This is a genomic window from Deltaproteobacteria bacterium, from assembly GCA_019308925.1.
Lineage (GTDB): Bacteria > Desulfobacterota > B13-G15 > B13-G15 > RBG-16-54-18 > JAFDHG01.
Genome location: JAFDHG010000032.1, coordinates 1 through 25,723 on the forward strand (window position 1 = coordinate 1; position 25,723 = coordinate 25,723).

The 25,723-nt window shown below is 50.6% G+C and carries 26 protein-coding genes and 1 pseudogene; 17 read left to right on the plus strand and 10 right to left on the minus strand.

Features of this window, described 5'->3' with window-relative positions; genetic code table 11:
• Window positions 1-79: 79 nt before the first annotated feature.
• The 4 genes from JRI46_06440 (at window position 80) to purL (ending at window position 5,649) form a co-directional block, all read left to right on the plus strand.
• Window positions 80-1,264, plus strand: coding sequence for a SufD family Fe-S cluster assembly protein (locus JRI46_06440; GenBank protein MBW2039220.1), 1,185 nt, complete (start codon window positions 80-82; stop codon window positions 1,262-1,264).
• Between the two features lie 8 nt (window positions 1,265-1,272).
• Window positions 1,273-1,557: a hypothetical protein gene (locus tag JRI46_06445; GenBank protein MBW2039221.1), complete on the plus strand. Its 285-nt coding sequence runs from the start codon at window positions 1,273-1,275 to the stop codon at window positions 1,555-1,557.
• 4 nt (window positions 1,558-1,561) lie between these two features.
• A complete protein-coding gene (locus JRI46_06450; GenBank protein ID MBW2039222.1) occupies window positions 1,562-2,569 on the plus strand; it encodes an NAD(P)H-dependent oxidoreductase in 1,008 nt (335 codons plus the stop codon).
• Between the two features lie 101 nt (window positions 2,570-2,670).
• Window positions 2,671-5,649, plus strand: coding sequence for a phosphoribosylformylglycinamidine synthase subunit PurL (purL, locus tag JRI46_06455; protein MBW2039223.1), 2,979 nt, complete (start codon window positions 2,671-2,673; stop codon window positions 5,647-5,649).
• 209 nt (window positions 5,650-5,858) lie between these two features.
• On the opposite strand, the gene JRI46_06460 is transcribed toward purL, so the two are convergent.
• Window positions 5,859-6,344, minus strand: a complete 486-nt coding sequence (locus JRI46_06460; protein MBW2039224.1) for a PaaI family thioesterase — start codon at window positions 6,342-6,344, stop codon at window positions 5,859-5,861.
• A 209-nt stretch (window positions 6,345-6,553) separates the two neighbouring features.
• Here JRI46_06460 and JRI46_06465 point away from each other — a divergent pair, with 209 nt between their 5' ends.
• From JRI46_06465 to JRI46_06485, 5 genes are all read left to right on the plus strand, one after another.
• A complete protein-coding gene (locus JRI46_06465; protein ID MBW2039225.1) occupies window positions 6,554-7,756 on the plus strand; it encodes an aminopeptidase P family protein in 1,203 nt (400 codons plus the stop codon).
• A gap of 45 nt (window positions 7,757-7,801) precedes the next feature.
• Window positions 7,802-8,527, plus strand: a complete 726-nt coding sequence (locus JRI46_06470; protein ID MBW2039226.1) for a phosphoribosyltransferase — start codon at window positions 7,802-7,804, stop codon at window positions 8,525-8,527.
• A gap of 338 nt (window positions 8,528-8,865) precedes the next feature.
• Window positions 8,866-9,972 carry a hypothetical protein gene (locus JRI46_06475; protein MBW2039227.1) on the plus strand — a complete coding sequence of 369 codons (1,107 nt, stop codon included), beginning with the start codon at window positions 8,866-8,868 and terminating at the stop codon, window positions 9,970-9,972.
• A 101-nt stretch (window positions 9,973-10,073) separates the two neighbouring features.
• Window positions 10,074-10,901 (plus strand): epoxyqueuosine reductase, encoded by an 828-nt coding sequence (locus JRI46_06480; GenBank protein MBW2039228.1) that lies wholly within the window; start codon window positions 10,074-10,076, stop codon window positions 10,899-10,901.
• A gap of 9 nt (window positions 10,902-10,910) precedes the next feature.
• Window positions 10,911-11,879 carry a DMT family transporter gene (locus JRI46_06485; GenBank protein MBW2039229.1) on the plus strand — a complete coding sequence of 323 codons (969 nt, stop codon included), beginning with the start codon at window positions 10,911-10,913 and terminating at the stop codon, window positions 11,877-11,879.
• Between the two features lie 445 nt (window positions 11,880-12,324).
• On the opposite strand, the gene JRI46_06490 is transcribed toward JRI46_06485, so the two are convergent.
• From JRI46_06490 to JRI46_06505, 4 genes are all read right to left on the minus strand, one after another.
• Window positions 12,325-12,975, minus strand: coding sequence for a DUF4410 domain-containing protein (locus JRI46_06490; GenBank protein ID MBW2039230.1), 651 nt, complete (start codon window positions 12,973-12,975; stop codon window positions 12,325-12,327).
• A gap of 153 nt (window positions 12,976-13,128) precedes the next feature.
• Window positions 13,129-13,407, minus strand: coding sequence for a TMEM165/GDT1 family protein (locus JRI46_06495; protein MBW2039231.1), 279 nt, complete (start codon window positions 13,405-13,407; stop codon window positions 13,129-13,131).
• Window positions 13,408-13,663: 256 nt separating this feature from the next.
• Window positions 13,664-15,112: a radical SAM protein gene (locus JRI46_06500; protein MBW2039232.1), complete on the minus strand. Its 1,449-nt coding sequence runs from the start codon at window positions 15,110-15,112 to the stop codon at window positions 13,664-13,666.
• 105 nt (window positions 15,113-15,217) lie between these two features.
• On the minus strand, window positions 15,218-15,910 hold the full coding sequence (locus JRI46_06505) for a queuosine precursor transporter (GenBank protein ID MBW2039233.1): 693 nt from the start codon (window positions 15,908-15,910) through the stop codon (window positions 15,218-15,220).
• Window positions 15,911-16,071: 161 nt separating this feature from the next.
• On the opposite strand from JRI46_06505, the gene JRI46_06510 reads away from it, so the two are divergent.
• The 5 genes and pseudogenes from JRI46_06510 to JRI46_06530 all read left to right on the plus strand — a co-directional run bounded on the left by JRI46_06510 (window position 16,072) and on the right by JRI46_06530 (window position 19,233).
• Window positions 16,072-16,875, plus strand: coding sequence for an ABC transporter permease (locus JRI46_06510; protein MBW2039234.1), 804 nt, complete (start codon window positions 16,072-16,074; stop codon window positions 16,873-16,875).
• Window positions 16,851-17,432 (plus strand): 1,6-anhydro-N-acetylmuramyl-L-alanine amidase AmpD, encoded by a 582-nt coding sequence (ampD, locus tag JRI46_06515; GenBank protein MBW2039235.1) that lies wholly within the window; start codon window positions 16,851-16,853, stop codon window positions 17,430-17,432. Before JRI46_06510 ends, ampD begins: the two co-directional genes overlap by 25 nt.
• A 30-nt stretch (window positions 17,433-17,462) precedes the next feature.
• Window positions 17,463-18,248, plus strand: coding sequence for an alpha/beta hydrolase (locus JRI46_06520; protein MBW2039236.1), 786 nt, complete (start codon window positions 17,463-17,465; stop codon window positions 18,246-18,248).
• Complete coding sequence (locus JRI46_06525) at window positions 18,241-18,972, plus strand: 16S rRNA (uracil(1498)-N(3))-methyltransferase (GenBank protein ID MBW2039237.1); 732 nt, start codon at window positions 18,241-18,243, stop codon at window positions 18,970-18,972. The genes JRI46_06520 and JRI46_06525 overlap by 8 nt, the downstream gene beginning before the upstream one ends.
• A gap of 42 nt (window positions 18,973-19,014) precedes the next feature.
• Window positions 19,015-19,233: pseudogene (locus JRI46_06530) on the plus strand (zinc ribbon domain-containing protein).
• Window positions 19,234-19,374: 141 nt separating this feature from the next.
• On the opposite strand, the gene JRI46_06535 reads toward JRI46_06530, so the two are convergent.
• Together JRI46_06535 and JRI46_06540 are read right to left on the minus strand one after the other, a co-directional pair.
• The gene (locus JRI46_06535) at window positions 19,375-20,385 is read right to left on the minus strand and encodes an alcohol dehydrogenase catalytic domain-containing protein (GenBank protein ID MBW2039238.1); all 1,011 of its coding nucleotides are present in this window, start codon (window positions 20,383-20,385) and stop codon (window positions 19,375-19,377) included.
• 9 nt (window positions 20,386-20,394) lie between these two features.
• The gene (locus JRI46_06540) at window positions 20,395-21,969 is read right to left on the minus strand and encodes an NAD(P)H-hydrate dehydratase (protein MBW2039239.1); all 1,575 of its coding nucleotides are present in this window, start codon (window positions 21,967-21,969) and stop codon (window positions 20,395-20,397) included.
• Between the two features lie 236 nt (window positions 21,970-22,205).
• Here JRI46_06540 and JRI46_06545 point away from each other — a divergent pair, with 236 nt between their 5' ends.
• Genes JRI46_06545 through JRI46_06555 form a run of 3 tightly spaced genes read left to right on the plus strand, consistent with a single transcriptional unit; the run spans window position 22,206 to window position 23,874 of the window.
• A complete protein-coding gene (locus JRI46_06545; GenBank protein ID MBW2039240.1) occupies window positions 22,206-22,463 on the plus strand; it encodes a ribbon-helix-helix domain-containing protein in 258 nt (85 codons plus the stop codon).
• Window position 22,464: 1 nt separating this feature from the next.
• Window positions 22,465-22,878, plus strand: coding sequence for a PIN domain-containing protein (locus JRI46_06550; GenBank protein ID MBW2039241.1), 414 nt, complete (start codon window positions 22,465-22,467; stop codon window positions 22,876-22,878).
• Between the two features lie 30 nt (window positions 22,879-22,908).
• On the plus strand, window positions 22,909-23,874 hold the full coding sequence (locus JRI46_06555; protein MBW2039242.1) for an ExsB family transcriptional regulator: 966 nt from the start codon (window positions 22,909-22,911) through the stop codon (window positions 23,872-23,874).
• Here JRI46_06555 and JRI46_06560 read toward each other — a convergent pair whose 3' ends face one another.
• From JRI46_06560 to JRI46_06570, 3 genes are all read right to left on the minus strand, one after another.
• Window positions 23,875-24,894 carry an AIR synthase family protein gene (locus tag JRI46_06560; GenBank protein ID MBW2039243.1) on the minus strand — a complete coding sequence of 340 codons (1,020 nt, stop codon included), beginning with the start codon at window positions 24,892-24,894 and terminating at the stop codon, window positions 23,875-23,877.
• A gap of 5 nt (window positions 24,895-24,899) precedes the next feature.
• Window positions 24,900-25,583 (minus strand): HAD family hydrolase, encoded by a 684-nt coding sequence (locus JRI46_06565; protein MBW2039244.1) that lies wholly within the window; start codon window positions 25,581-25,583, stop codon window positions 24,900-24,902.
• On the minus strand, window positions 25,580-25,723 hold a 144-nt coding region (locus tag JRI46_06570), incomplete at its 5' end, for a helix-turn-helix domain-containing protein (protein ID MBW2039245.1). The genes JRI46_06570 and JRI46_06565, both read right to left, overlap by 4 nt.

A 25,723-nucleotide genomic window follows, 5' to 3' on the forward strand; every position in this document is an offset into this window, starting at 1 on the left:
AGCCCCAAGGAGATACTTCACACCATAAGAAAATATGGTTTCGAGGAGTGTTATCGCTGCTTCCAAGAGGAGGAGGAAGATGGCCCAAGATAAGACAAGATCACCAGGCGATCTGGATCTGAGCATATATCGTGAGGAAACCTCCGAGCACCCAAAACTGGACGATTTATCCCAGCTCTCTCCTGATGATCAGAAGGTCCTCCTGATGACCGGCATTGACCCCACGGAGAAAGAACGCTCAGGAAGCTTCTTTCAGAAGGACCACTCGGTGATCCACTGCCACACCGACTTCGACGGGGCGGAGATCATGTCCGCTTCAGAAGCCAGGGAAAAGTATGATGGCCTCACAAAATATTGGGGCAAGGCAGTACCAATAGACAAAGACGTCTATACCAAACGGGCAGAGGAACACCAGGAGCACGGCTATTTTATCCGATCCCTGCCAGGAGCCCAGGTTCACTATCCCCTGCAGGCCTGTCTCTATCTTACTGAGGACAAACTAGCCCAGGATGTCCATAATGTCGTTATAGCCGAGGAAGAATCAAACCTGAATGTCATTACCGGCTGTGCTACCGCTCCTGGTGTGCGTTCTGGATTGCATGTCGGCGTCTCGGAATTTTACATAAAAGAGGGGGCGACCATATCCTTTACTATGATTCACAACTGGGCAGAGGAGATGGCAGTGAGACCCAGATCGGCCGTGATCGTGGAAGAAGGCGGGACCTTTATTTCCAACTATATCTGCCTTGTGCCTGCTCGGGATCTGCAGATGTATCCCACAGCGATCCTGAAAGGGAAAGGAGCGGTCGCAACCTTCAACTCTGTGCTGCTGGCCAGACCAGGGTCCCTCATGGATGTCGGTTCCCGAGTGATCCTGCAGGGAGAAGGGTGCCGGGCCGAGATCATTTCCCGGGCTGTATCTACAGGGGGGACAATTATTGCCAGGGGCCACCTAATCGGGGAAACCCCTGGTATCAAAGCACACCTGGAATGTAAGGGACTTCTGCTATCTGATCAAGGCGTAATTCACGCAATACCAGAACTGGAAGGTAAAATGTCCGATCTGGAGATGTCCCATGAGGCGGCCGTGGGAAAGATCGCTCAGGAAGAGGTCGAGTACCTGATGGCCCGAGGACTCTCGGAGCAGGAGGCAACAGCCCTTATTATCAAGGGCTTCCTTTCCCTGGAGATTATAGGGCTTCCGGCGGGCCTCAGAAAAGAGCTGGAGCGCATGATCGAGGAGACGGACACAGAGGCGATGTAAAAAGTGCGATGAAGATATTGGCGATCGTTCAAGGGGACTATGGAAAGAGGATGACCGAAACCTGGGAGAAGCATGGCCCAGAGGATTGGGCAATAGAGATACTGGAGATCACCTCTTCCCTTCCAATGATGATGGAGGAGCCTTCGGAGTTTCTTCCCAAGGACACCCCTGTTGCAGATCTTGTGATAGGTCTCGGGGAAAATCCCAGCATGCCGCAGCTTCTGCCGGACATTGTCAAGGCCTCCAGGGCCCGTGCGGTGAAGCACGCCTTGAATAAGTCCGTAAAGAGCTAGGCAAGTGTTTGTGCTTGGCCTTATGGGGAGTCCAAGGAAGAGGGGGAATACAGACCTCTTGCTTTCAGCCCTCCTCGAAGGTGCCCAAAGTAAAGGGGCACAGGTGTTGAAAGTCTATGTGCCCGAGAAGATGATAACACCCTGTCAGGGATGCCGGTTCTGTGAAAAAAAGGGGCTCTGCCGTATAAGAGACGATGACATGGGTGAGATCTATCATCTTCTGCGCAGGGCTGACCTTGTGGCCCTTGCCACACCTATGTTTTTTTACGGTCCCACTGCTCAATTGAAGGCATTGATAGACCGTGCTCAGGCGCTCTGGGCAAGGAGGTATATCTTTAAGCTCACAGATCCAAAGGCCAAGTTCCGCAATGGGTTCCTTTTGGCAGTAGGGGCAACCAAGGGAAGAAAACTCTTTAGCGATACAAGCCTCATCGCTGAGTATTTCTTTGACGCCATTGGCGCAAGTTTCCAGGGGGTACTGGGTTTTCGGCAGATTGAGTCACCAGGGGATATAGCCCGCCACCCCACAGCCCTTGCCGACGCGAGACAAAAGAGTGCGGAGTTGATAGAGCCGCTTTCTAAGAGGAAACGAGGCCTCTTCCTGTGCCATGAGAACGCCTGCCGAAGTCAGATGGCGGAGGCCTTTCTCCAGTATTATGGTGGAGAAGTATTCGATGTGCAGAGTGCCGGTGATCAGCCTGCCCCGGAGATCAACCCCCTTGCTACCGAGGTCATGGCGGAGAAGGGTATAGATCTAGCTTACCGTAGACCAAGGGGATTGGATGAGATTGAAAACGAAGTTCGCCCCTTCGATCTCGTCGTGCAGATGGGGTGCGAGATGAACTGTCCCCTGGCGCCTTCTGGCAAGGTGGAGAACTGGGACCTGGAAGATCCAGCAGGGAGGCCTATTGAGTTCATGCGCGAGATAAGGGATGAGATAGAGAAAAGGGTGAAGCTCATCATCGAGGAGGAGAGCCCTCAGGAGGTCCATGACGATTTTCCTTGTCTGTAAGGCGACTCTTCCATAATATCTTATAGGGAGGGAAAAGGGACAGGATGACATCTTCAGAGGAATTGGATGTAAGAGGTCAATAGAGAGCAAGAGGGGAAGAGATGCCACATCGCATAGAAGTGGCCCTGAAGAAGGGGCTAAAAGATCCTTTAGGAGAAAAGATCAAGAGAAAAATCAATAACGAGCTAGGGCTTGAGGTGAAATCTGTGCGAATCATCGACGTCTATACCATCGACGCCCCTTTGAATAAGACGCATCTAGTGCTCTTGGCCAAAGAAGCTTACAGCGACCCCATTATGCAAGTATGGTCCGTGGATCGCCCCCAGGCCCATGCATTCGACTGGGTGATCGAGGTGGGCCTTTTGCCCGGGGTGACGGATAATGTAGGACGGACTGCCAGGGAGGCCCTGGAGGCCTGTCTGGAGGTTCGTTTAAAGCAGGAGGAGCGGGTCTACACCTCCCGCCAGTACCTGATAAAGGGGGATCTCTCCCGTGAGGAGATCAAAAAGATCGCCACGGGACTCCTGGGGAACCCTTTGGTCCACCGTTTTGAGATCAGAAGTCGGGAGGAATGGGATCTGGTAAAGGGGATAGGACCTATTGTCCCCAAGGTGACCGGTCTGACAGGGGGGAGGGTGGAAAGATTCGCCTTCGAGGTCCCTGACGAGGAGCTCCTGTTGCTCAGCAAGGAGCGGCTGCTGGCCCTCAGCCTGGAGGAGATGAATGCAATCCAACGCTACTTCAGAAGGAAGGAGACAAAAAAGAGGAGGAGGGAGATAGGGATTGGGGAGCAGATCACCGATGTGGAGCTGGAGGCCATTGCCCAGACCTGGTCTGAACACTGCAAGCACAAGATCTTCCAGGCCCGCATAAAATATATCGATGAAGATGGGAAGGAAGAGCTAATCGAAGGGCTCTTCGACACCTATATCAGGGGGGCCACGGAGGCCATCAGGCGTTCTCTGGGAGAGGAAGATTGGTGCCTGTCGGTCTTCATTGACAACGCCGGGGTGGTGGCCTTCAACGAAGGGTGGAGCCTCGTCTTCAAGGTGGAGACCCACAACACCCCCTCTGCCCTCGACCCCTATGGTGGGGCCTTGACAGGGATCGTGGGCGTCAATCGGGACCCCTTCGGGACGGGAAAAGGGGCCAAGCTCATCTTCAACGTGGACACCTTCTGCTTTGCCCCGCCTGACTGGTCCCAACCCCTGCCACCCAGGGTGCTGCACCCCAAGAGGATCTTCGAAGGGGTCAGGGAAGGGGTGGAACACGGGGGCAACAAGAGCGGGATTCCCACCGTGAACGGGAGCATTGTCTTCGACAAGAGGTATTTGGGCAAACCCCTGGTCTACTGTGGCACCTGCGGGATCATGCCCAGGTACATCCAGGGGGAGCCTTCCCAAAGCAAGAGGGCCGATCCAGGGGACCTTGCCGTAATGGTGGGTGGGCGTATAGGCAAAGATGGAATCCATGGGGCCACATTCTCCTCGGAGGAGCTCCATAAGGCCTCCCCTACCAGCGCCGTGCAGATCGGCGACCCCATCACCCAGAAGAGGATGACCGACTTCCTCCTGGTGGCCCGGGACCGCGGCCTCTACAACTCCATTACCGACAATGGGGCCGGAGGGCTCTCCTCCTCGGTGGGGGAGATGGCCAGAGGTCCAGGGGGATGTGAGATCTATCTGGAGCGCGCCCCCCTCAAGTATCCCGGCCTTGACCCCTGGGAGATCCTTCTGTCTGAATCCCAGGAGAGGATGACCCTGGCAGTGCACCCAGCCAAGATCGACGAGCTCCTGGAGCTGGCCGAGAAGATGGAGGTGGAGGCCACGGTGCTAGGCAGTTTTATTGACAGCGGCAGGTTCCACTGCCTCTGGCATGGGGAGACAGTGGCCTATCTGGATATGGACTTCTTTCATGAAGGGGTCCCGCGGATGGAGCTGGTGGCCCGATGGGAACAACCCCGACACCCGGAGCCCGATTTCGCTTCCCCGAAGGATCTGACCACTACACTGGAGGGGATGCTCTCCCGTCTCAACATCTGCAGCAAAGAGACAGTGATCCGGCAGTACGATCACGAGGTTCAAGGGGGGAGCGCCGCAAAACCGCTGGTGGGGAAAAAGGAAGATGGCCCAGGAGATGCCGCTGTCATCCGCCCCCTGCTGGACTCTTTTGAGGGGGTGGTGGTCTCCAGCGGGATCTGCCCCCGTTACAGCGACATCGATACCTATCACATGATGGCCTGTGCCATCGATGAGGCCATCAGAAACAATGTGGTCGTGGGGGGAGATCCGGCCAGGATGGCGGGGTTGGATAACTTTTGCTGGCCTGATCCGGTGCGCTCAGACAAGACCCCTGATGGTGAGTATAAGCTGGCGCAGTTGGTGAGGGCCAACAAGGCCCTCTACGACTACACCACCGCCTATGGGGTGCCCTGTATCTCTGGCAAGGATAGCATGAAGAACGACTATCTGGCCGGGGATATCAAGATATCCATTCCCCCCACTGTCCTGTTCTCCGTCTTGGGGAAGATGGAGGACGTCCGCAAGGCGGTGACCATGGACGCCAAGGCCCCAGGGGACTTGGTCTATGTCTTGGGGATGACCTATGACGAGTTGGGGGGGTCAGAATACTTCGCCTTGAATGGGTATATCGGAAACCAGGTGCCCCGGGTGAGGGCCCACGAGGCAAAGGAGCTATATCATAAGCTCCATGCGGCCATCATGGAGGGTGCCGTGGCCTCCTGCCACGACTGCTCCGATGGGGGGTTGGGGGTGACCTTGGCCGAGAGTGCCTTCGCCGGCGGATGCGGGATGGAAGTTGACCTGAGAAAGGTCCCGGCTACGGGTATAGAAAGGGATGACTATCTGCTGTTTTCTGAATCACAAAGCAGATTTGCGGTGACGGTCCACCCTGCTATGCAGGAGACCTTTGTCTCCATCATGAAGGGGATCTGTCTTGGGGAGATAGGGAGGGTGACCAAGGGAAGAAGATTTATCGTGATTGGCCTAAAGGGCGAAAAGGTCATCCAGGGGGACATCTATCGTCTGAAAGAGGCCTGGCAACGACCTTTGAGGTATTAAACTAAAAAATATGGAGCTTCTTCCATTCAATTGGTGGAATTGAGAGGATCCAAGGGGGCAACTACAAGGGTTCTACGGGTCTAGGAGTTCAGGGTTCTAGTGAAAAACAAACACTTGAACCCTTGAATCCTCGACCCCTTTTTAGCAACTTTTTTGGAGAAGAACTCGATAAAGATATAAAAAGGCCACACCAAAGAAGTGGAAGGGTCTCACCCACCTTCCTCATATCTGCTGCGCGTCTGCGGGGAGCAGGCCGAGAAGTCCATGGAGGCGAGGGCATCTCGGTTCCTATCTCTGGCGAGGAGATAGTACTTCCCCTTCCCCGTCACACAGACCTTCCCGCTGGTCAGGTCCTTGATCTCACTGACCACCTCCATCATCCTGTTTTTGCCCCGCACTACCTTGGCCGAGGCCCGATACCTCCTGTCAATGGGGGTGGGGCTTTGGTACCGCACAGTCATCTCCACTGTGAGGCAGGCGCAGGATCGTTGCCAACTGACCGCCCACCACATGACCTCATCCAGCACCCCGCAGATGATCCCGCCATGGATTAATCCCTGATAGCCGCAATAACGTTCCGGGACTTGAAACTCCCCACGGATCTCCTCCCCCTCGGCAAAAAACTCCAACTGAAACCCATGGGGGTTCTCTCTCCCACAAAAGAAACAAGGCCTATAAGAAGGCACCTTCTCCATGATTTCCTCCCCATGTTCTTTACAGCGAGACCTTCGGTGACGTTACGATAATGGGCGCCCCATGTCAACTCCCTCTCTTCTCTCTCAGAAGATAACCCGCCAGAAAAGGAGAAAGAGGGTGGAGGTTGGAGGGGTAATATTGACAAATAGTAAGGAACGGTGTTAGGTTGACGTGGGTTTTGGGTAACATCTTTTTGTGAAAGGGAGATATGTCGGAAGGGATCGAAACCTTCGAGCTCACTCCCCTAGGGGAAATAAGCTCAAGGGTAAATAAGCTCCAAAAAAAGATGCAGGAGAAAGGGGTAGATCTTGCCCTTATCATCCAGAACGCCGACCTCTTCTATTTTACTGGCGCCATCCAAAGGGGTTACCTCTTCGTACCGTTAGAAGAAGAGCCCATCTTTTTTGTCCAAAAAGATTATGAAAGAGCCATCAGGGAGAGCCCTTTAAGGTGTATTAGGACAGAGGGCCTCAAGGCCCTTCCGAGTCTGCTCCATGAATATGGATTAGAGGGGAAAAAGATAGGCATGGAGCTAGATGTGGTTCCTGTATCCCTGTTTTACAAGATTAAGGGCCTCTTCAAGAGATGGGAATTTTTGGATATCTCTGAGGATGTAAAAGAGGTAAGGAGTATAAAGAGCACATTTGAGATAAGGCAGATTAAAAGATCCGGCCAGATCGTAGATTATGTCTTCTCCGAGGTGAGGCGTTATCTCCGAGAAGGTATGTCGGAGCTGGAGCTGGATGGGATTCTGACCTCCATCGGGAGGGCCAAAGGGCACCAGGGGTTTCTGAGGATGAGGGGGTTCAACCAAGAAATGATGAACATCCACGTCCTCTCGGGAGGCAGCGCCTGCATGGCTTCCTTTTGCGATACACCCCTTGGTGGCTACGGTGTGACCCACGCCATTGCCCAAGGTTCCTCTGCCAAGAGAATAAAGAGAGACGAGCCAATCATTATAGACTACGGCGGTGGGTATAATGGCTATGTGACAGATGAGACGAGGGTATTTGTCATCGGACGTCTAAAGGGCCACCTCGAAAGGGCCTACCAGGTCGCCCAGGACATTATAGAGGATATGGAATCTTTTGCCAGGGAAGGGGTACAGGCTGTGCAGATCTATAAAAGGGCGCAAGAAATAGCGGCCAAGGAGGACCTAACCCAACACTTCATGGGCCATGGGGAGGGAAGGGTCGCCTTTGTGGGACATGGCCTGGGCCTGGAGATCAATGAGTGGCCCATCATCGGGAGAGGGGGTGAGATGCCCCTTCAGGTCGGGATGGTCTTTGCCTTTGAGCCGAAATTTGTCTTCCCCGGTGAAGGAGCCGTGGGGATAGAAATGGATTATATCGTCAGGGAGGATGGGTTGGAGAGGGTCACCCACTTCCCCAGGGAGATTGTCTCCCTTTAGATCATTATGGATAATCTTAACCTGTCATCGAAACCTTTTTTGACCATGAACCTGCATACACCCCGTAACATCATAGAACGAAGCGAATTTCGCGAGCATTCACGGGTCTTTTGCGACCGTGCACACGCCGGGAAGATCCTGGCCGACATGCTCGATCCACACCGCCAGCAGGATGCCATGGTGCTGGCTATCCCAGCAGGGGGTGTGCCAGTGGCCGCTGTGATAGCGGAAACACTCCATCTCCCCCTGGAAGTGGCGGTGGTCAGCAAGATCACCCTCCCGTGGAACACCGAGGCAGGCTACGGTGCCGTGGCCTCTGATGGGACCATGCGTTTGAACGAGGATCTCCTCTCTCACCTCGGGCTGACCGAGCGGGAAATCCAGCAAGGAATGGATCAAACATACCAAAAGGTCCTTAAACGGGTAAAAAGATTCCGTGGAGACCAACTTTTTCCAGACCTCTTGAAACGGCCGGCGATCCTAGTTGACGACGGTCTTGCCTCGGGTTTTACCCTCCTGGCAGCGATCGAGACCCTTCGCAAATTCGGGGCAAAACGCATCATTGTCGCAGTTCCCACCGGCCAGTGGAGTGCCCTCCAGAGGATGACCCAGGAGGCAGAAACTGTCTACTGCGCCAATGTCCGCAGCGGATGGAGCTTTGTGGTGGCGGATGCCTACGAACAGTGGTCGGATGTAGATGAAGAGGAGGCGGTTAGGAACATACAAACGCTTATCTGTCAGCAATGGTGCAGCAGGTCTCAAGGAAATTGACGGCTGAGTATCAAATCACCTTCTCCTGATATTGTTTTTAATGTAGAATACTATATCTATTTTTTCTCTCAATGGTCAGTTTAACAAATAAAAAAGAAGGGTCACAAATGAGACGATATTCAATAAAATTCATTACCACTGCATTTTTGGCTAGCTCTGTCATGTTTCTGTCACATAACCCATACTGTCAGCAACACGATAAAAGAATTACTGTTTTTTATACTCATGACTTGCAAGGAGTTCTTGAACCCTGTGGGTGACTGAGTAACCCTCTGGGGGGAATAGCTCGGCGAGCTACAAAAATTAACGAGGCCAGAAGGCAAGGTATCCCGACGATTGTGGTTGATGGCGGAGGCCTTTCTCCTCCGTACAACCAGCAGGGCGAGATTAAATTCGAGGTACTCCTCGAATCGTTCCGTCAAATGAAATATGATGCCATCAGCATCGGTGCACGCGAAATCTTAATGCAACGCGATAACTATAATGCATGGGAGAAATTAAATAACTCAGGGATCCCGATTGCGACGCTAAATATCTCATATAGAGGTAAAGGGCTGAGCGACAAGCCACTTATCATCCATCGAGGTGGGGTCAGGGTTGGCGTGTTCAGCCTCTTCATCGACGGTCATATCCCGAAGTCGGCTCAAAAGGACTGGTACGTTGAAGACCCCGAAAAGATCATAGATGCGACATTATCTTACGCAAGAAAAAATGCTGATTTTGTCGTTGCCATGCTTCACGGAAATATACCTCAGTCTCGCAAGTTTGTAAAAAACCATAAAGGGATGGACATCGTCATCGTATCTCACAGCTCGATCAAACTAAAAAAGCCTGAGAAGGTCAACAGTTCTCTCCTAGTCTGTGCAGGGAGTCAGGGTAAATATCTGGGCAGGATCGATGCGCACCTCAGCGGAGGAAAATGGAGGTTCAATACCCGACTCATTGCTCTCGACAGAACAGTTCCTGGAAATCCCCTATTGACGAAGACATATGCAAGGTATCTGGAACGTATCGAGCGAATGGCAAAGAAAAAAGCTCAAAAGCGCGAAGAGGAGCTTGCGGGTAAGTTCCCACCAGTCTTGCGTGCGACTGCCTGCCAGAGCTGCCACAAAGATATTTACCATAAGTGGGTGAAAACGCCCCACACCCATGCCATCGATTCGTTGATTAAGAAAAAGGAGCATCATGATCCAGAGTGTATATCCTGCCACGTCACTTATTACCTCAAGGGTGGATTTGTATCGCGGGAGAAAACACCCGAGTATGCAGGAGTTCAGTGCGTTTCATGCCACGGTAGGATGGAGGGACATATTGAGTTTCACTCGGGCAAATCAGAAAAACAAGATGCGCCTCCTCAGATAAAACGAGATATCTGTCTAAAATGCCATATGCCGGAACGAGATGATGACTTTGATTTTGAGAGGGATAAGAAGATGGTGCACTAACAAAAGTGAGTTGATCAGAGAAAAATAGCCAAACATGAAAAGGTGTCAGAATGAAGTTAAGCAACCGGGTTAAGAGTCCAGCAGCCTGGGTAGAGACCACGATCAAAAGTTTCATTAACAAATCCCCGGAGAATTCACTTAAAAATGAAAAAAATGATAAGGCATGGGCAGATCCGCTCGTGGGATTCTCGAGCGGTGATGATCCTCTCTATCAAGAATTCAAGGAACATGTTGGGTCCTTTCATTGGACTCCTTTGGAAATGTTCACCAAAACATTTCCCTGGTTAAAGGTTGCACCAGATCAACTAACGGTCATAAGCTGGGTGTTACCGCACACTAACGCCACAATATCCGATAACCGAAAAGAGACCGTATATCCTTCGGAAAGATGGGCTAGGGCACGCATCTATGGTGAAGGGGTCAACGAAAAGCTCCGCAGACATGTGGTGGCAACCTTGCAAGGGTCTGGGTACGAGGCCGTCGCCCCCATGCTTTCTCCTTTCTTTGAAAGGAAAACGTCTGAGCGTTATGGCTTTGCCTCCACGTGGTCTGAACGACATACAGCGTATGCATCGGGTCTGGGAACCTTTGGTCTTTGTGATGGTCTCATTACTCCAAGGGGTAAGGCCATGCGTTGTGGGTCAGTTGTTGCTCGCATCAAAATTCCTCCCACAAACAGGCCATATAATGATCATCATGCCTACTGCCTCTTTTTTACCAAAGGCCTATGCGGAGAGTGTATCCGTCGTTGCCCTGTAGGGGCAATTACCGAGGCTGGTCATGACAAAGTGAAATGTAGAGATTATCTTCGTCCGGTGACCGCAGATTATGTGAGGTCCCACTTTGGTTTCGAGGGTTATGGCTGCGGCTTATGCCAAACAGATGTTTCCTGTGAGTCCAAGATTCCCACCGAACATGATGTTAAATAGGAGAAGCGGATGAGCCTGATTCATTATAACAGCGGTCCCAAAGAGATTTCAGGGGGAGGATTGTCCAGCTTAGAGAGCAAGGAGTATTTAGACCCCAAGGCCATCATCACCCTCATCATCTTGACCCTGCTGTGGGGCTTTAACTACACTGCCATCAAATACTCTAACCAGGGGATATCCCCGGTCTTCGCCTCCGCGCTGCGCTCCATCATCGCCTCGGTCTGCGGTGTGATTTATTGCCTGAGGAAGGGGCAGAGGTTATTCCATACCGATATCATGCTCTTTCATGGATTTATGGTGGGTCTGTTGTTCGGCCTGGAGTTCGCCTGTATATACTTCGGGATGCTCTATACGGATGCCGCCCGCTCTGTGGTCTTCGTCTACCTGAGCCCCTTTGTGGTGGCAGTGGGGGCCCATTTCTTTCTCAGGGGGGATCGGCTGACCTCATTAAAGACCCTGGGCCTCGTCCTGGCGTTTGCTGGCATCTTCATCGTCTTTTATGGGAGGCCAAAGACAGCCAGACCTACCATGTTCATCGGAGATATCCTGGAGATCATGGCGGCCTTCCTCTGGGGGGCTACTACCCTCTACATCAAGAGGTTTATGGCGGAAAGGGTCCACCCTATAAACACCTTTCTGTATCAGCTCTTTTTCTCCATCCCCATCCTGTTAATTGTGAGCTTCATCCTCGAGCCACAATGGATCTACAGGATCGATCCCTATATCGCAGCCTCCATCTTCTATCAATCGGTCATAGTCGCCTTTTTGAGCTATTTTATCTGGTTCCAATTGATACACAGCTATTCGGTGAGCAGGCTCTCCGCCTTTACCTTTTTTACCCCCATCTTCGGGGTCCTCTTCGGCACCATCTTTCTCAGCGAGGAATTCACCTATTCTTTGATGGTGGGGCTTCCCATGGTCTCCATGGGGATCTTTTTCGTGAATTGGAGAAGAAGGACGGCAAGGGGAACTAATTAAAAAACCCAAAAGGGCAAGTTTCCCTTATTGCTAACTCCTTAGATATTCGCAGCTCCGATGAACTAGACAGGGAATATGTTGACCTCTCCATTCTGATGGTGGACACAATCTGACGCTTAAGTATAGTTTATGAGTAGGACGTTTTATCTATAGCCGCTCAGCCGTACCTGAATCAGTAGTTTCAAAACCCATCGGCTAAGCCGATGGTATAGTTTAGCTTTGCTCGTAAAAAGGAAATAGTATGCTTCTTATCAGGTTTAATGATCGCAACAGGATAGAAAAATCTCTTCCCCTCCCCTGGCGGGAGGGGATAAAGGGGAGGGGGAAGAATTTTCGGGGGTTCCGCGCGGACCTACTTATGCTTCGGGCAGCGCCCCCTATGGGGCGTCACCGCCGCTCGGGTTGGCTCATTGGCCAAAGCCACCGGCTATGCCAGTGGATCATTTTACTGGCCAATAGTGGTGTCCACTGTAGTGGCCAAACGGATGCCAACTTGGCTAAAAATATGGTTGAGCATCGCAACTGAATTGCCACCAAAGGACCCAGCAGAGGCGGTATCCCTCGTATAGATGCGGATACAGGGCTGTGATTTATCAGGTTCATACACCTCGCAGACGACCGCACCGCCAGCTTTGCCTGCCCCAAATCCCACCCAATAGCGGGCTGCTCGGCTACCAGGATTGCATTCAACCACCGCACCCTCAATGCGCAAGGCATCCGGAGACTCTTCTTTAGACAGTTTCAGGGAGCTTTTAAAGATCGAATTAAAGAGCGTGATATAAGGGTCGTATGAAAACACATTCTGTTCCGGCAACAATCGTCCGCCAAAATCCATTACGTTTACCGAACTATGCTTTGTTAAATCTACTGCCGGGTCTATCCAGATTAGAAGGTTATGCCCACCCTTCTTCATCCCTTGAATGTACTCCTTGACATTAAAGGTATGATCAGGGTAATCCTTGAAGCTTTTAAATGTAGTCTCGACGCTTGGTGTTGATGGCGGCGTGGAGGCACATCCATTCAACAATGCAATGACGGCAATTGGTACTAATAGATATTGAACGTATTTTTGCTTTATCGTCTTATCTCCTCCCATAGTTACATTAATGTTTAATCCTACCATAAAGTTCAAAGACATTGATAGCGATATAGAAACTTAGTTGAGGATGTAGCTCTTGTCAAGTAAAATCGTGATCCATCCATATCCAGCTCATTTCTCAAAGATTTTTCCCATCTGCGCTTTAATCTTTTAAGCCCTCATCCCCCACAAGATCCAGAGGCCGATGGCGATAAATGCCAAACCGGCAATGATCCTGATGGCCTGAGGGGAGACCCAGCGACTGACCTGAGATCCGATGACTACCGCCATCAAAGTTGCCAGTACCAGGGCCGAGGAGGCGGCCAGGAACAGGCCGACCTTGTTCATCCCCCTATTTGAGGCGAGCAACAGGGTTGCCATCTGGGTTTTATCCCCCAACTCGGCCAAGAAGATGGTGAAAAAGACCACGAAAAGCATCTTAAGGTTCATCCCACCCTCCTTTTTTCATCCTTCGATGACCCCGAATAGCTGGTGACTGTAACTGGCTCTTCTCCCAAAAAGTTCCTAAAAAGGGACTAAGAATTCATCTCATAGGGTTCCAGGGGTCAAGGAGTCCAGTGGTCGAGTAAACGACCTCCAGTCGTTTTCTTCAGGGGGCTGCGCCCCCAGAGAGATGTGTCATAGGTACATCACTGGAACCCTGGAATCCTTGAACCCTGATTGAAGGTTGAGGCAAGGGGAGATCTCAGGCCGTCTTCTTATACTCCGTTTCCCACACAGGATCGATCACCTCCCTCAGGAGCTTGTCATATTCGATCAAGCCTTCATGATACCCTTTATCCTCGGCTGCCTCTTTGGCGGGTTTGTCGGCCGGTCTGATCCGATAGTGGGTCCCCAGGATTTCATAAATGGCCTCGTGATGATCCCTTATAGGGCAAGGGAGGATGAGATTGTCCCTCTCCAATGCTGGCTTGCCGTAGGCATAATGGGATTGCCATCTCCTTATCTCTTTAAAATAGGGTGAGTAAAGGACATCGTCGAGATCCCCCCCCCTCTCATATACCTTCAGGATGTTATCTGCGTAATAAGGTATAAAGACACACGGCATGACGTTGCCATTCCAGTCGATATAGAGATAGCCTCCCATCCTTCCCGCCGCCAGACACCCATCGGTCATCACCCCTTGATTCCAGAAGTCGATGTAGTTGTAACCCCCCTCCTTTATGGCCCAGACATTTCTCTTAAACATCTCCAATCTCTGTTCCGGGGTGACCATTTCCTCAAGGGTATACCTTCGGCCGATGGGCATATATTGAAAGAGCCAGCCATAAAAGACCCCTTGCTCGTCGAAATAAAAGCGGAGGAATTCCCTGTTGGTGGTCTCATCCCAGTTGTCCTTGGTAGCTACGACAGAGATGCCAAAGGGGACACCCGCCTCTCTCAGGCATGCAAATGCCTTCATGATCTTCTTAAAGACCCCTTTGCCCCGCCTCTGATCGGTCTTTTCCTCGAACCCCTCCACCGAAATGGCGGGGGTGATGTTGCCTACCTCCGCCATTTGCCGGGCCACCTCTCGGTTGATCATGGTACCATTGGTATAGACCATGAAGAAGTTATCATTATGCTCCCTGGCTAGGTCAATGATCCCCTTCCCCTCACTATGCCAGAGGAAGGGTTCCCCTCCCGAGATGACCGTGAAACGGGAACGCCAAAAATTTACCTTCTCCCTGATGATCCTACTGACAATGCTGTATGGGAGGGAAGAGCTGGTATGGCTTGCGCTGCTGGCGTAGCAACCACGACAGTGGAGGTTGCACAATTGGGTGGGGCTCAGGACAAGGAAGCAAGGATAAACGATGTCCTTTCTCTCTTCCCTGATGATGTCCCTTTCTGAAATATCCTCAATAAAGACGTGTTTGGCGAGGACCTCGATCATCTTGTGAAAGACATCTTTGCTGAGGATACCTTTCATCAGGTGTTCGTCCGTGGTGTAAAGGAGGTTACGTACAAAGGCATACTTAAGCTCCTGGGCCGGTCTAAGCCCCTCTTCCTCTTCCTCGACAATGGCCTTCCAGAGCTTCTCACCCGCCTTTTTGATCAGAAATTTTCTAACAGGCCCTTTGTCTACTATCTGGACGATTATATCGACAATCTTCCCCCAAGTGGCCTTCTTTAGTTCCATGGCGATCTTCATATAATTCCCCATTTTTGGCAAAAAAGTAGCTTTTCCTTCCCCTTCTGGTATTAAAGTTAAGTATTATCAAAAAGGCTGTCAAGGTTGGGATCTTTAAACGACAGATCATCCCTTTTGCAACACCCTCTTGTACCAGACAAACCAGGGGGTGTCCAAAAAGCCGATGATGTTTTTGCTCACGATCTGACCTATGATAAGGGGGAGGATGGGCATGACCCCGTAGAAGGCCAGGGTCACAAAGATCACGCTGTCGACGGTCAGGTCCAGGAGGTCACTGGTGATGCTCCGCAGCCATATTCGACTCTCGTACCTCTTCTTTAACCAGGCAAATAGATAGGCATCTAGGTTCTGACAGATTAGAAAGGCGATCCATGAGGCCCCCGTGATCCTTATCCCCAACCTGAATATCCCCTGCCAGGCCTCCTCGAACGGGAAAAAGGGGGCAGGGGAGAGGCTATTCACCATGGCGATGAAGGTCACGAGCAATACCTGGGTGATGAAGGCGATGATGATCGCCAGATGGGCCTTACTCCTCCCATAGGCCTCGTTGATCATGTCTATGGCCTGGGCGATAAAGGGATAGATGAACACGGCAGCAGGGGCGAAAAAACGATGAAATCCCAGATCAAACTCCACGATCCTTATAGCCATGATTTGGGAGGCACCCAGGTAGATGGTGTAAAAGGCCGCCAGGGCAGCAAATCCATGCTCGGGAAAGCTCTTTACAATGTAGGCGCTGGCATAGGTGACGATGGTCAAACTGGCCACCCAATAGATCCACACCATCGGAATGGGCATCACGGGCACCCCACTGCTAGTAATTTTCTTTTGACTCTGCTTGCAAGATACCCCCCCCCTTTACCTATGTCAACTCGGAATTTGGCAGAAAGGGAAAAGGTTGACACCTCCCTAGAAACTATTCCATAATTATGTCAACTTACTGTTAAGGGTTTGGAAAGATGGGAAACAGATTAGCCTGGGTGGGATTGATTATCATCTCCCTCTTGGTCGGGATGGCCCTCTTGGCTCCGTTCCTGGCCCCCTATGATCCCCTGGCCATCGACCTAACGGGTGAACTGGAGGGGCCGAGGCCAGGCCATCCCCTGGGGCAGGACAAGCTGGGCAGAGATATCCTCAGCCAGATCATTTACGGCTCCCAGGTCTCCCTCTTGGTGGGCTTGGCGGTGGTGGGGATCTCCCTGGTCATAGGGGTGGCCCTGGGGGCCTTGGCCGGTTATTTTGGCGGTGTCCTCGATGCCATGTTGATGCGTATAGTAGATATCCTCTTGGCCTTTCCGGGCATCCTGCTGGCCATCGCCCTGGCGGGAATCCTCGGACCCAGTTTGAAGAACATCACCCTCGCCCTGTGTGTCCTCGGTTGGGTGGGATATGCCAGGCTCGTGCGCGCCCAGGTCCTGGCAGAAAAGAACAGGGAATACGTATTGGCAGCCAGGGCCCTGGGAGGGAGCCACCCCAGGATCATCCTAAGGCACATCCTGCCTAATGTGTTCGCCCCGGTCATTGTGGAGGCCACCTTCGGTCTGGCAGGGGTGATCCTGGCCGAGTCGAGCCTCAGTTTTTTAGGGTTGGGACCTCAGGATGTACCCACCTGGGGGAAACTCCTGAACGAGGGGGCGCACTATCTCCTGTTCGCCCCCCATGTGGCCACCTTCCCAGGGATGGCCATCATGCTCACGGTCTTGGGGTTCAATCTCCTCGGGGATGGCCTGCGAAATAGATGGGATGTCAAGAGGTCGGCATGAGGATTAAAAGGATATCCAGCCCCAACTTCTCAAGCCGGGATGGCCACCAAGTGGATATGATCGTCATCCACGCCATAAGCCTCCCCCCGGGGGAGTTTGGCACGGGCCATGTACTTGCCCTCTTTCTGAACAGATTAGATCCCTCTGTCCACCCCTACTTCCAGGAATTGGATGGTTTGAGGGTTTCTGCCCACTACTTTATCGAGCGGGAGGGGGGGGTCGTCGAACTGGTGGACCCCGATCAAATGGCCTGGCATGCAGGTGAAAGCTCCTTTGAGGGAAGGCAGGGCTGCAACCCATTCTCCATCGGCATTGAGCTGGAGGGGGACCCAGATCGCCCCTTTACCGAAGGACAATATCGTTCTCTGGTGGAGTTATGCCTGATGTTGATGAAGAGGTATCCCCTGATCAGCCCAGAGAGGATAGTGGGCCACTGCGATATCGCTCCCAGGAGAAAGGAGGACCCAGGTTCCTTCTTCGATTGGGGGAGATTTAAGGATGAATTGGGCAGGAAATTGAAGCAAATGTCAGGGGATAAAGGGACACAAGATATCTGAGGCACAAGAGATCTCAAAAGGAGGTGGCCGATGCCCATTATTGAGGCCTATGGCATGAGGGGGAATGTAGTTTTGTGCAGCGGGGAAAGAGAAGGGGGGAAGGACTCCCTGGTCTTCATCCATGGGGCTGGGGGTAACTACACCACCTGGTATCCACAAAAGGACTACTTTAGCTGTGATTTCAGCGTCTTTATCATGGAGCTGCCCGGACATGGAGTGGCCCATGGGGAGGGGGCCGAAGAGATAAGGAGCTATGCCCTCTGGGTCAAGGGGGCCCTGGATGAACTGGAGGTGGAGAGGCCCTTCTTGATCGGGCACTCCATGGGAGGGGCCATCACCATGGACCTGGCCCTGAGGTTTGCGGCATTCCCCAAGGGTTTGGTCCTGGTGGGTACCGGGGCGAGGCTACGGGTGGATTCCCATATCTTAAACGGGATCAAGGAGGACTTTCCCCAGGCCGTGGAGTTCATCTGTCAACTCTCCTTCGCCAAAGATGTCCCCCAGGAGATGATGAGGTTGGGGATAGAGGAGATGAGAAAGAACTCCCCCGATGTACTGCACGGCGACTTCACTGCCTGTGACCGGTTCGATATCATGGAGGAGGTAAATGGGATAAAAACCCCCACCCTGGTCATCTGCGGCGATCAAGATGTCCTGACCCCGGTCAAGTACTCCCGCTACCTAGCCGAGAAGATATCTGGGACACAACTGGAGATGGTAGAGGGGGCAGGACACATGGTGATGTTGGAGCGCCCCGAGGAGTTCAATAAAAGGCTGGAGGTCTTCTTCCGCTCCGTGGGCCAGGGAGATGCCTAGGCTATATATCCCCCAGGAGAGGGTAAAGGGCGAACAGATCCCCCTCAAACCTAAGGAGGCGAGGTACATCCTTAAGGTGCTGCGGCTCGGTTCTGGCGATGAGGTGACGGTATTCGATGGGGAGGGGGGAGAATACTTGGCTGAGCTCTGCGAGGACTACCAGGGTGGGATATATCTAGCGATAAGGGAGGAGTTGAGACCACAAAGGGAATCCCCCCTGAAGGTAACCCTCGGTCAGGGGCTCCTGAAGGGGGAAAAGATGAAGCTCGTGATACAAAAGGCTACGGAGCTGGGTGTTGACAGGATTGTCCCCCTCGTTACCTTACGCTCCGTTCCTATCTTGGAAGGGGAGAGGGAAACGCTCCGCGTAGTGAGGTGGCGCAAGATCGCCCAGGAGGCGGCCAGGCAGTGTGGCAGGACGGTTGTGCCCCAGGTGGAGGCGATCAATGAACTGGAGGATTTCCTCGCTCAGGGCGAAGGGACAAAGTTGATCTTCTGGGAGGGGGAACCCACCCCCCTGCGGGAGGTATTGGGAAAGGTCGATCCTTCGCCGGGGCTTACCATCCTCACCGGACCTGAGGGAGGATTTTCCGAAGAGGAGATCTCTGTTGCCCAGAACAATGGCTTTTTAGTTGCTGGGTTGGGACAAAGAATTCTAAGGGCAGAGACAGCAACCCTGAGCGTATTGAGCATCGTGCAACATATCTTCGGCGATTTGGGGTAAAAGTGAAGGCCCTTGACCGACGGACTAGAAAAATACTATATCATGCCTATCTTTTAATATCACTGCATGAAGTGCGACAAGGACTTTGAGGTCTTGGTCTTTGGCGATCAAGATGTTTCTTGCCCTACCTGCCAAGGCAAAAAGGTTAAGAAGTTACTGTCTACTTTCAGCCATAAGAGCGATGGCGAGTTCTCAAGTTCACAAGGCTCTTCTTGCAGTTCGTGTAGCGCCACCAGTTGTAAGACCTGCGGCTCTTCATAATTAAATTAGGATCTTCTCCAATTTATTTGGTGGAATTGAAAGGGGTCAAGGGGTTTGTCTTTCACTAGAACCCTAGGCCCCTAGACTCCTGGAACCCTATGAGGTAAATTCTTTCAACATCTTCCTTGGCCCACACATTAATCAATCGGCAAAGGTTATTACGGCATTTGGTTCTTCTAGTTTCCCCTGTTTGGCCAGTATGAGAGCATCCTGTAATTCTTCAAACGGGAAGAGGCTCTTTCCTAATTCCAAATTCAGCCCGCCAACTATTCCAAAAAATTCTTCTGCATCAGATCTTCTTAGGTTATACAGTGTCCTTATAGAATGTCCCCACAGATTTTCGCTATAATTTTCAATGACTATAGGAGACGCGCTTACAGGTGCCATCACCAATACACCGCCTTTTTCCAACTGGGCAAGGGCAGGTTCAACCAGGTTGCCTGCAGGAGGAAATATAATTGCCGAGTCCAATTTGCAAGGCATCATTTCTTTTGATGTGTCCGCAGCCCAGCCTGCCCCTGCTTTCTTTGCGCCTTCGATATTTTTTGAAGATCTGGTGCTCACGTATGTCTCTATGCCCATATACTTAGCGGCCTTGAGAACAAAATAGGCTGTGGGACCAAATCCAAAAAGCCCCAATGTGTCTCCTTTTTGCGCCTCTGTGAGTTTAAACGCTGCATATCCCGCTATTCCGGGGCACATGAGCGGTGCAATATCCTCAGGTTCTAACTGGACCCCTTGTAGCGGTAAGGCATAATCTTCCGAAATGGTTATATATTCTGTATATCCACCATCCACGTCCCATCCTGTGCATCTGATATCAGGGCAATAATTTTCTCTCTGGGATAAGCAATATTTGCATTTTTTACAAGTGCTGTTTAACCAGTAAACACCAGCCTTATCGCCAACCTTGAAGCGTTTGACGTCTTTCCCCTTCTCGTCAACAACACCTACAATCTCGTGACCCAAGATTACCGGGGATTTTCTTAGGGGAAGGTCTCCTTCAGCGATATGGATATCTGTCCTGCACACACCACAGGCTTGAATCTTTACCCTTATTTCACCTTTTTGTGCATGAGGCGGAGGAACCTCCAAGAGTTTCAAAGGCCTTTCCTCTATTTTCGCCTGTTTTTCAAGTATCCATGCCCTCACCGTTTCCTCCTATACTATATGAACCCCTTCGCAAACTTCCCTCAATGTTTCATCGAGGCCTTCCCTATCAAGCTTCAAGGCAAGAGGCAGATAATCGAGTATGTCCTGGGCTATGACGCCATCTTCACCCTTATCTCTCGCTGCAAGGTCTCCGGAAAATCCATGCATAAAGACACCCTTTCTGACCGCATCCTCAAGGGGTAATCCCAGGCCGAACATGGCAGCGATTGTCCCCGTCAGGACATCGCCCGACCCAGCCGAGGCCATCCCGGGATTTCCGCTCATGTTGATGAAAACTTTTTCATCAGGATAGCCTATCAGCGAATGGGCTCCTTTTAAAACGATGATAGCATTCAGTTCCTTGGCAGTACGTTGCAAGATATCGATTTTATTGACATCTATTTCGCCTACACCCAGTTTTGTGATTCTGGACATCTCACCTAAATGTGGGGTAAGAATTGTCTCCGCTTTTCTTTCTTTTATGATCTCTAGATCTTTACACAAAGCGGTAATGCCGTCTCCGTCTATAAGCAGTGGTCTTTTAATCTCCTTTGCCAATTCTCGTGCCAGTTGTTGGGTCTCTTCCTCCATGGACAAACCAGGACCGAGGACAACCATATCCATTTTTTCTGAAAGCTCCAACAAAACACCTTTATTTCCCAGAGAAATACTTCCTGAGCTTGTTTCTCTCTGGGGAATGAAGACAATCTCACTTCCCTTATTGGCGATAAACGGTGTCATGGATTTGGGGCAGGCAAGGCGGGAATAACCGCCCCCTGCTTTCAGAAAGGACAGGGCTGCAAAATAGGGCGCTCCAAAGTAGCTTGAAGCACCTGCAATAAAGAGGACTTCGCCGAAATCTCCTTTATGGGCATTTTTATCCTTGGAGGGAAGTTTGACAGGGTGGTTGATTTCTATTTTGAGTGCATCGTTGTTGTAGAGCGAGGGAGGAAATGATATGTGTGAAACGTATATCTTCCCACACAGGTCATACCCCGGGAAAAGCATATTTCCTATCTTGGTAAGGCCAAATGTTATGGTATAATCTGCCTTCACTGCTGTACCCATTATTTTACCCGTATCGCCATGGACACCGGAGGGGATATCTACACTAAATACCGTTTTCCGACTTTCATTGATTAATTGAATGACATCGCGATACAATCCCCCCACATCCCGTATGAGGCCTGTACCAAAAATTGCGTCCACAATTGCATCGCAATGGTAGGTATCAGACTTTATTGACTCAATGTCTTCAATCCTTTGGACCTCTATGGGTAGCCGGGATACAATGTCAAGGTTCATCTTTGCCGAACCCTTGAATTTGGTCTCGTCGCCTAAAATGAAAACTTTTACATCTCCGCCATTTGAGTGGATTTTTCTGGCAATCACAAAACCGTCTCCGCCGTTATTTCCGATCCCGCAGAAGGCAACAAATTTTTTATCTTTGATCCCGAACTCTTTTAATATGACAAAGTATGCGGCCTGACCTGCGTTTTCCATTAAGAGTTCTTCCTTGATGCCATATTTTTCTATGGCAGTTCTATCCAGCCCTCTCATCTCAGTCACTCTACTTACTTTCATCGCTCACCTCTGTTCAGATTCACATAAAAACGTTTATATGCCATTCTTTACTGGTTGGTCTCTTTTCAAATGTAGTGCTATATACACCCTATGAAAAATAACAGAATAATAAAAACAAAGAATATCATGCGCAATAGAAATAAGCAATAAAAAGGGGAAATAGGGTATTTTTTATTGACGTGATTAATTAATGTAATATAATGTATTGCAAATAAATGCAACAAAGGGGTTTGATCATGGGTGTCCAATTAACAGTTCGTCTTCCTCATGAGTTGAACGCTCGGCTTAAAGAGATGGCCGAGAGAGTGGGGCTTAAACGATCAGATTTGGTCCGAATGGCCATTCAACGTCTTCTGGCAGGGCCAGAAGGGATGGGTGATGACCGCCCTTACGAGAAGGTACAAGACCTAATCGGAGTTATTGCTACGGGCGTGGCAGATCTGGGAGAACGGCACCGTGATTATCTGCTGCAGCGATTAAAGAGACATGCGTAATATGTTGCTCGATACAGGCCCCCTTGTGGCCCTATTAGACCGGAGTGAGCACAATCATGCAAGGTGTGTAACGTTCTTCAAGGAATTTAGAGGGCGATTAGTTACTACTGAGCCGGTACTGACCGAGGCTATGTATCTCTTGGGTCCGGATATTGCTGGACAAAGGGCTTGTTTAAGGTTCATCATTCAGGGAGGCGCTGTACTGATCCCTTCAACCGCAAAGACCCTCTCACGCTGTCTTGCCCTAATGGAACAGTATAGGGACATACCCATGGACTTTGCTGATGCAACCCTAGTAGCTCTGGCAGAAGAGATTGGAATTACTGAAGTCTTTACACTGGATGTGAAGGATTTTAATATATACTGCCTAAGAGAAAAAAAGACCTTTACCATCTACCCTAAGTCATTCAGATAATTTAATTAATTCCTAGCTAAGGGGGGTAACATGGAGATCAAGGAAATTAAGTTAGAGGAATTAGATACTGAGAAATTCATCGCGGAAAAGGTTGAGGAGATTGCCTCAATTGTCAGCGATGGTGTAGCTATCAATGCCCTGTCCGGTGGTGTTGATTCATCCGTTGTTACCATGCTTGGTCATAGGGCGTTGGGTGATCGATTCAAGACATGTTTCATTGATACCGGTCTGATGAGGCAGGCAGAACCTGAACATATTGTCTCATTATTTAAAGAGTTAGGGGTATATGTTGAACTTGTCGATGCCCAAAAGACCTTTATTGATGCATTAAGAGGCCGCATTGACCCAGAAGAGAAAAGAGAGGCGATCACTCGGTCATTTTACAGGGATGTCTTTGGTAGGTTGGTGAGAGAGACTGACGCGAGGTATCTTCTGCAAGGCACGAATTACACCGATGTAGAAGAGACTGTTGCCGGGATCAAGAGGCAGCATAATATCCTTGAGCAGCTCGGGATTGATCCAGAACAGATGTATGGGTATAAGATCATAGAACCGTTGATCCAGCTTCGGAAATCAGCAATCAGAAAGGTCGCTCAAGCACTGGGGCTACCAGAGGAGATATATAATCGGCCGCCTTTCCCCGGGCCAGCCCTGGCTGCAAGGGTAATCGGGGAGGTTACACCAGAAAGAGTAAAGATTGTAAGACATGCTACCAGGATTGTGGAGGAAGAGTTATCCGACAGCGGAGCATTTCAGTACTTGGCGATCCTTCATGAAGATAAGGTTACCGGGGTGAAGGAAGGAAAGAGAGATTACGGTTTGCAAATCGAGGTCAGATGTTGGGAGAGCACGGATGCGCTAATAGGATCGCCCACCAGGCTTGCGTATGATGTGTTAGACCGACTGGCCCAGAGGATCACAACCGAGGTACCCGGAGTTGTCAGTGTTACCTATAATATAACCCAAAAACCACCGTCCACCATAGAGGCAGTTTAGTTAAAATATCTTTACAACTTCATCTCTATCAAAGTAGGGGAGCGGTTCACCTCCTTTGGCGCCAGTCATAGTTGCTGAAGGGGATCCCACCTTCTCAACATGCCCGATCCTGGTCATGGTTACACCATTGCGATGTGCCCTCTCTAAGATTTTTTCCGCCTCAGGCAGAGATGCCGTAATGAGAAGAGCCCCCGAAGCTATGACACCAAACGGGTTAAGACCAAAGGCCTCGCAAAGAATCCGAGATTCCTCGTAGATGGGTATATGATCTTTTTCTACTACGATTTGAACCCCGGCTGCCATAGATAGCTCATGCAGACCGTTAACCAATCCCCCTTCAGTAATATCATGCATGGAGTGGACGCGTCCTGTTTGGCAGGCCAAACGTGCTTCCTTCACGACACTAATTCCCGGATCAAACAGAAAACGCTGAGCTCGCTCAACAAGCTCCTTGGACACTCCGTGAGCAACCAACTCCCTTTCCTTTTCCCGTGCGATAATTGATGTCCCCTCGATACAGATCCCTTTACTCAGGAGAATGAGGTCTCCGGGCTTTGCCCCTGCTGTAGTGATCAGCGCTTCCTTTTCCACCTCTCCTATCATCTGTCCAATAAGGATAGGACGATCAAGTCCATAGGTTATTTCTGTATGGCCCCCAATGAGAGAGATGTTCAATTCCTCACAGGCCCGATGGATCTGCTGGAAGAGAGAATTCACTAAACTTTTAGTAGCTTTTGCTTCAGGCAGAAGAATGGTGACGGTATACCATCTGGGCTCAGCACCAGTAGTAACAATATCATTAGCATTGACCATGACACTATAGTAGCCAATCTCATCGGTAGCAAAGGTGATGGGATCAGTGGCTACAATTAGGACTTTTTCGCCCATGTCTATTGCCGCTGCATCCTCTCCTATTCGCGGCCCCAAAAGGACTTTTTCGTCAGTCCTGGAATATCGTTGTAGCAACTTACGGAGAATCTGAACATTAAGTTTTCCTGTCTGCAATAAGTTCCTTTTCACGACTTTCACTCCACAAAGATGCAGTCAGGAATCCCTGTTGCATCATCTAGTATAAAGTCAACCCCTGCTTTTATGAAATGCTGCCGTGTGGTGTTTCCTGTCAATACCCCTGCGGTTTTCATCCCCATGCGTTTTCCTACTTCGATATCTAAGACATGGTCTCCGACCATGAAACAGCGTGCCGGGTTGTTTACAGCCATCTTCTTCAGGGTAAGGGCTAGATGATCCGGGTGTGGCTTGACCCGAGTCACGTAATCCCGTGGAATGAATGCATCACAAAAACGCTCAATATCGGGGAAAGCAATCTTGACGGCTTTATGACAGTTTCGGGTGATGATGCCAACCTTGACCCCTCGTCTTTTCAGCGCCTTCAACATGTCGATCACTCCTGGGAGGATTTCCCCCTTTTTCGCTGCCCTGACCTCATGTTCGGTGACAAGGTCATGGGCCTTATGATAAAAAGATTGGCCTTCCGATGGATTCTGTTCTGAGATAAGCCTTGTCGCCTTATCGATCATTTCCAGTATGTACAGTCCCTTGAGCGCGTCAGGGTCAATACCATAGTCGACCAAGAATTTTTTTAATTCCTGGCGAATGATTCCAAAGTTGATGTTCAAATGAACCAGGGTCCCGTCATAATCAAAAATGACCGCTTCTATAGAAGTTAGGGTCAGGTCTTGAAATATCACTTTTTATGCTCTATTTCCTTGATTAGCTTGCTAACCGTAGTATAGTGAATCCCAAGGTAATCTGCAATCTCTTTCAATGAATATCCATAATTTATATGTGCGTCATAAACCCCTTGATTCCTGCCATTCTTCCCGCCTGA

What these genes read in the sequence shown, in the direction of transcription:
- JRI46_06485 (MBW2039229.1), top strand. Translation starts at nt 10,911, where the DNA reads ATGAGCCTGATTCATTATAACAGCGGTCCCAAAGAGATTTCAGGGGGA.
- purL (MBW2039223.1), top strand. Translation starts at nt 2,671, where the DNA reads ATGCCACATCGCATAGAAGTGGCCCTGAAGAAGGGGCTAAAAGATCCT.
- JRI46_06520 (MBW2039236.1), top strand. Translation starts at nt 17,463, where the DNA reads ATGCCCATTATTGAGGCCTATGGCATGAGGGGGAATGTAGTTTTGTGC.
- JRI46_06470 (MBW2039226.1), top strand. Translation starts at nt 7,802, where the DNA reads ATGAACCTGCATACACCCCGTAACATCATAGAACGAAGCGAATTTCGC.
- JRI46_06460 (MBW2039224.1), bottom strand. Translation starts at nt 6,344, where the DNA reads ATGGAGAAGGTGCCTTCTTATAGGCCTTGTTTCTTTTGTGGGAGAGAG.
- JRI46_06440 (MBW2039220.1), top strand. Translation starts at nt 80, where the DNA reads ATGGCCCAAGATAAGACAAGATCACCAGGCGATCTGGATCTGAGCATA.
- JRI46_06525 (MBW2039237.1), top strand. Translation starts at nt 18,241, where the DNA reads ATGCCTAGGCTATATATCCCCCAGGAGAGGGTAAAGGGCGAACAGATC.
- ampD (MBW2039235.1), top strand. Translation starts at nt 16,851, where the DNA reads ATGGGATGTCAAGAGGTCGGCATGAGGATTAAAAGGATATCCAGCCCC.
- JRI46_06490 (MBW2039230.1), bottom strand. Translation starts at nt 12,975, where the DNA reads ATGGGAGGAGATAAGACGATAAAGCAAAAATACGTTCAATATCTATTA.
- JRI46_06500 (MBW2039232.1), bottom strand. Translation starts at nt 15,112, where the DNA reads ATGAAGATCGCCATGGAACTAAAGAAGGCCACTTGGGGGAAGATTGTC.
- JRI46_06550 (MBW2039241.1), top strand. Translation starts at nt 22,465, where the DNA reads ATGTTGCTCGATACAGGCCCCCTTGTGGCCCTATTAGACCGGAGTGAG.
- JRI46_06510 (MBW2039234.1), top strand. Translation starts at nt 16,072, where the DNA reads ATGGGAAACAGATTAGCCTGGGTGGGATTGATTATCATCTCCCTCTTG.
- JRI46_06545 (MBW2039240.1), top strand. Translation starts at nt 22,206, where the DNA reads ATGGGTGTCCAATTAACAGTTCGTCTTCCTCATGAGTTGAACGCTCGG.
- JRI46_06505 (MBW2039233.1), bottom strand. Translation starts at nt 15,910, where the DNA reads ATGCCCATTCCGATGGTGTGGATCTATTGGGTGGCCAGTTTGACCATC.
- JRI46_06495 (MBW2039231.1), bottom strand. Translation starts at nt 13,407, where the DNA reads ATGAACCTTAAGATGCTTTTCGTGGTCTTTTTCACCATCTTCTTGGCC.
- JRI46_06465 (MBW2039225.1), top strand. Translation starts at nt 6,554, where the DNA reads ATGTCGGAAGGGATCGAAACCTTCGAGCTCACTCCCCTAGGGGAAATA.
- JRI46_06445 (MBW2039221.1), top strand. Translation starts at nt 1,273, where the DNA reads ATGAAGATATTGGCGATCGTTCAAGGGGACTATGGAAAGAGGATGACC.
- JRI46_06540 (MBW2039239.1), bottom strand. Translation starts at nt 21,969, where the DNA reads ATGAAAGTAAGTAGAGTGACTGAGATGAGAGGGCTGGATAGAACTGCC.
- JRI46_06555 (MBW2039242.1), top strand. Translation starts at nt 22,909, where the DNA reads ATGGAGATCAAGGAAATTAAGTTAGAGGAATTAGATACTGAGAAATTC.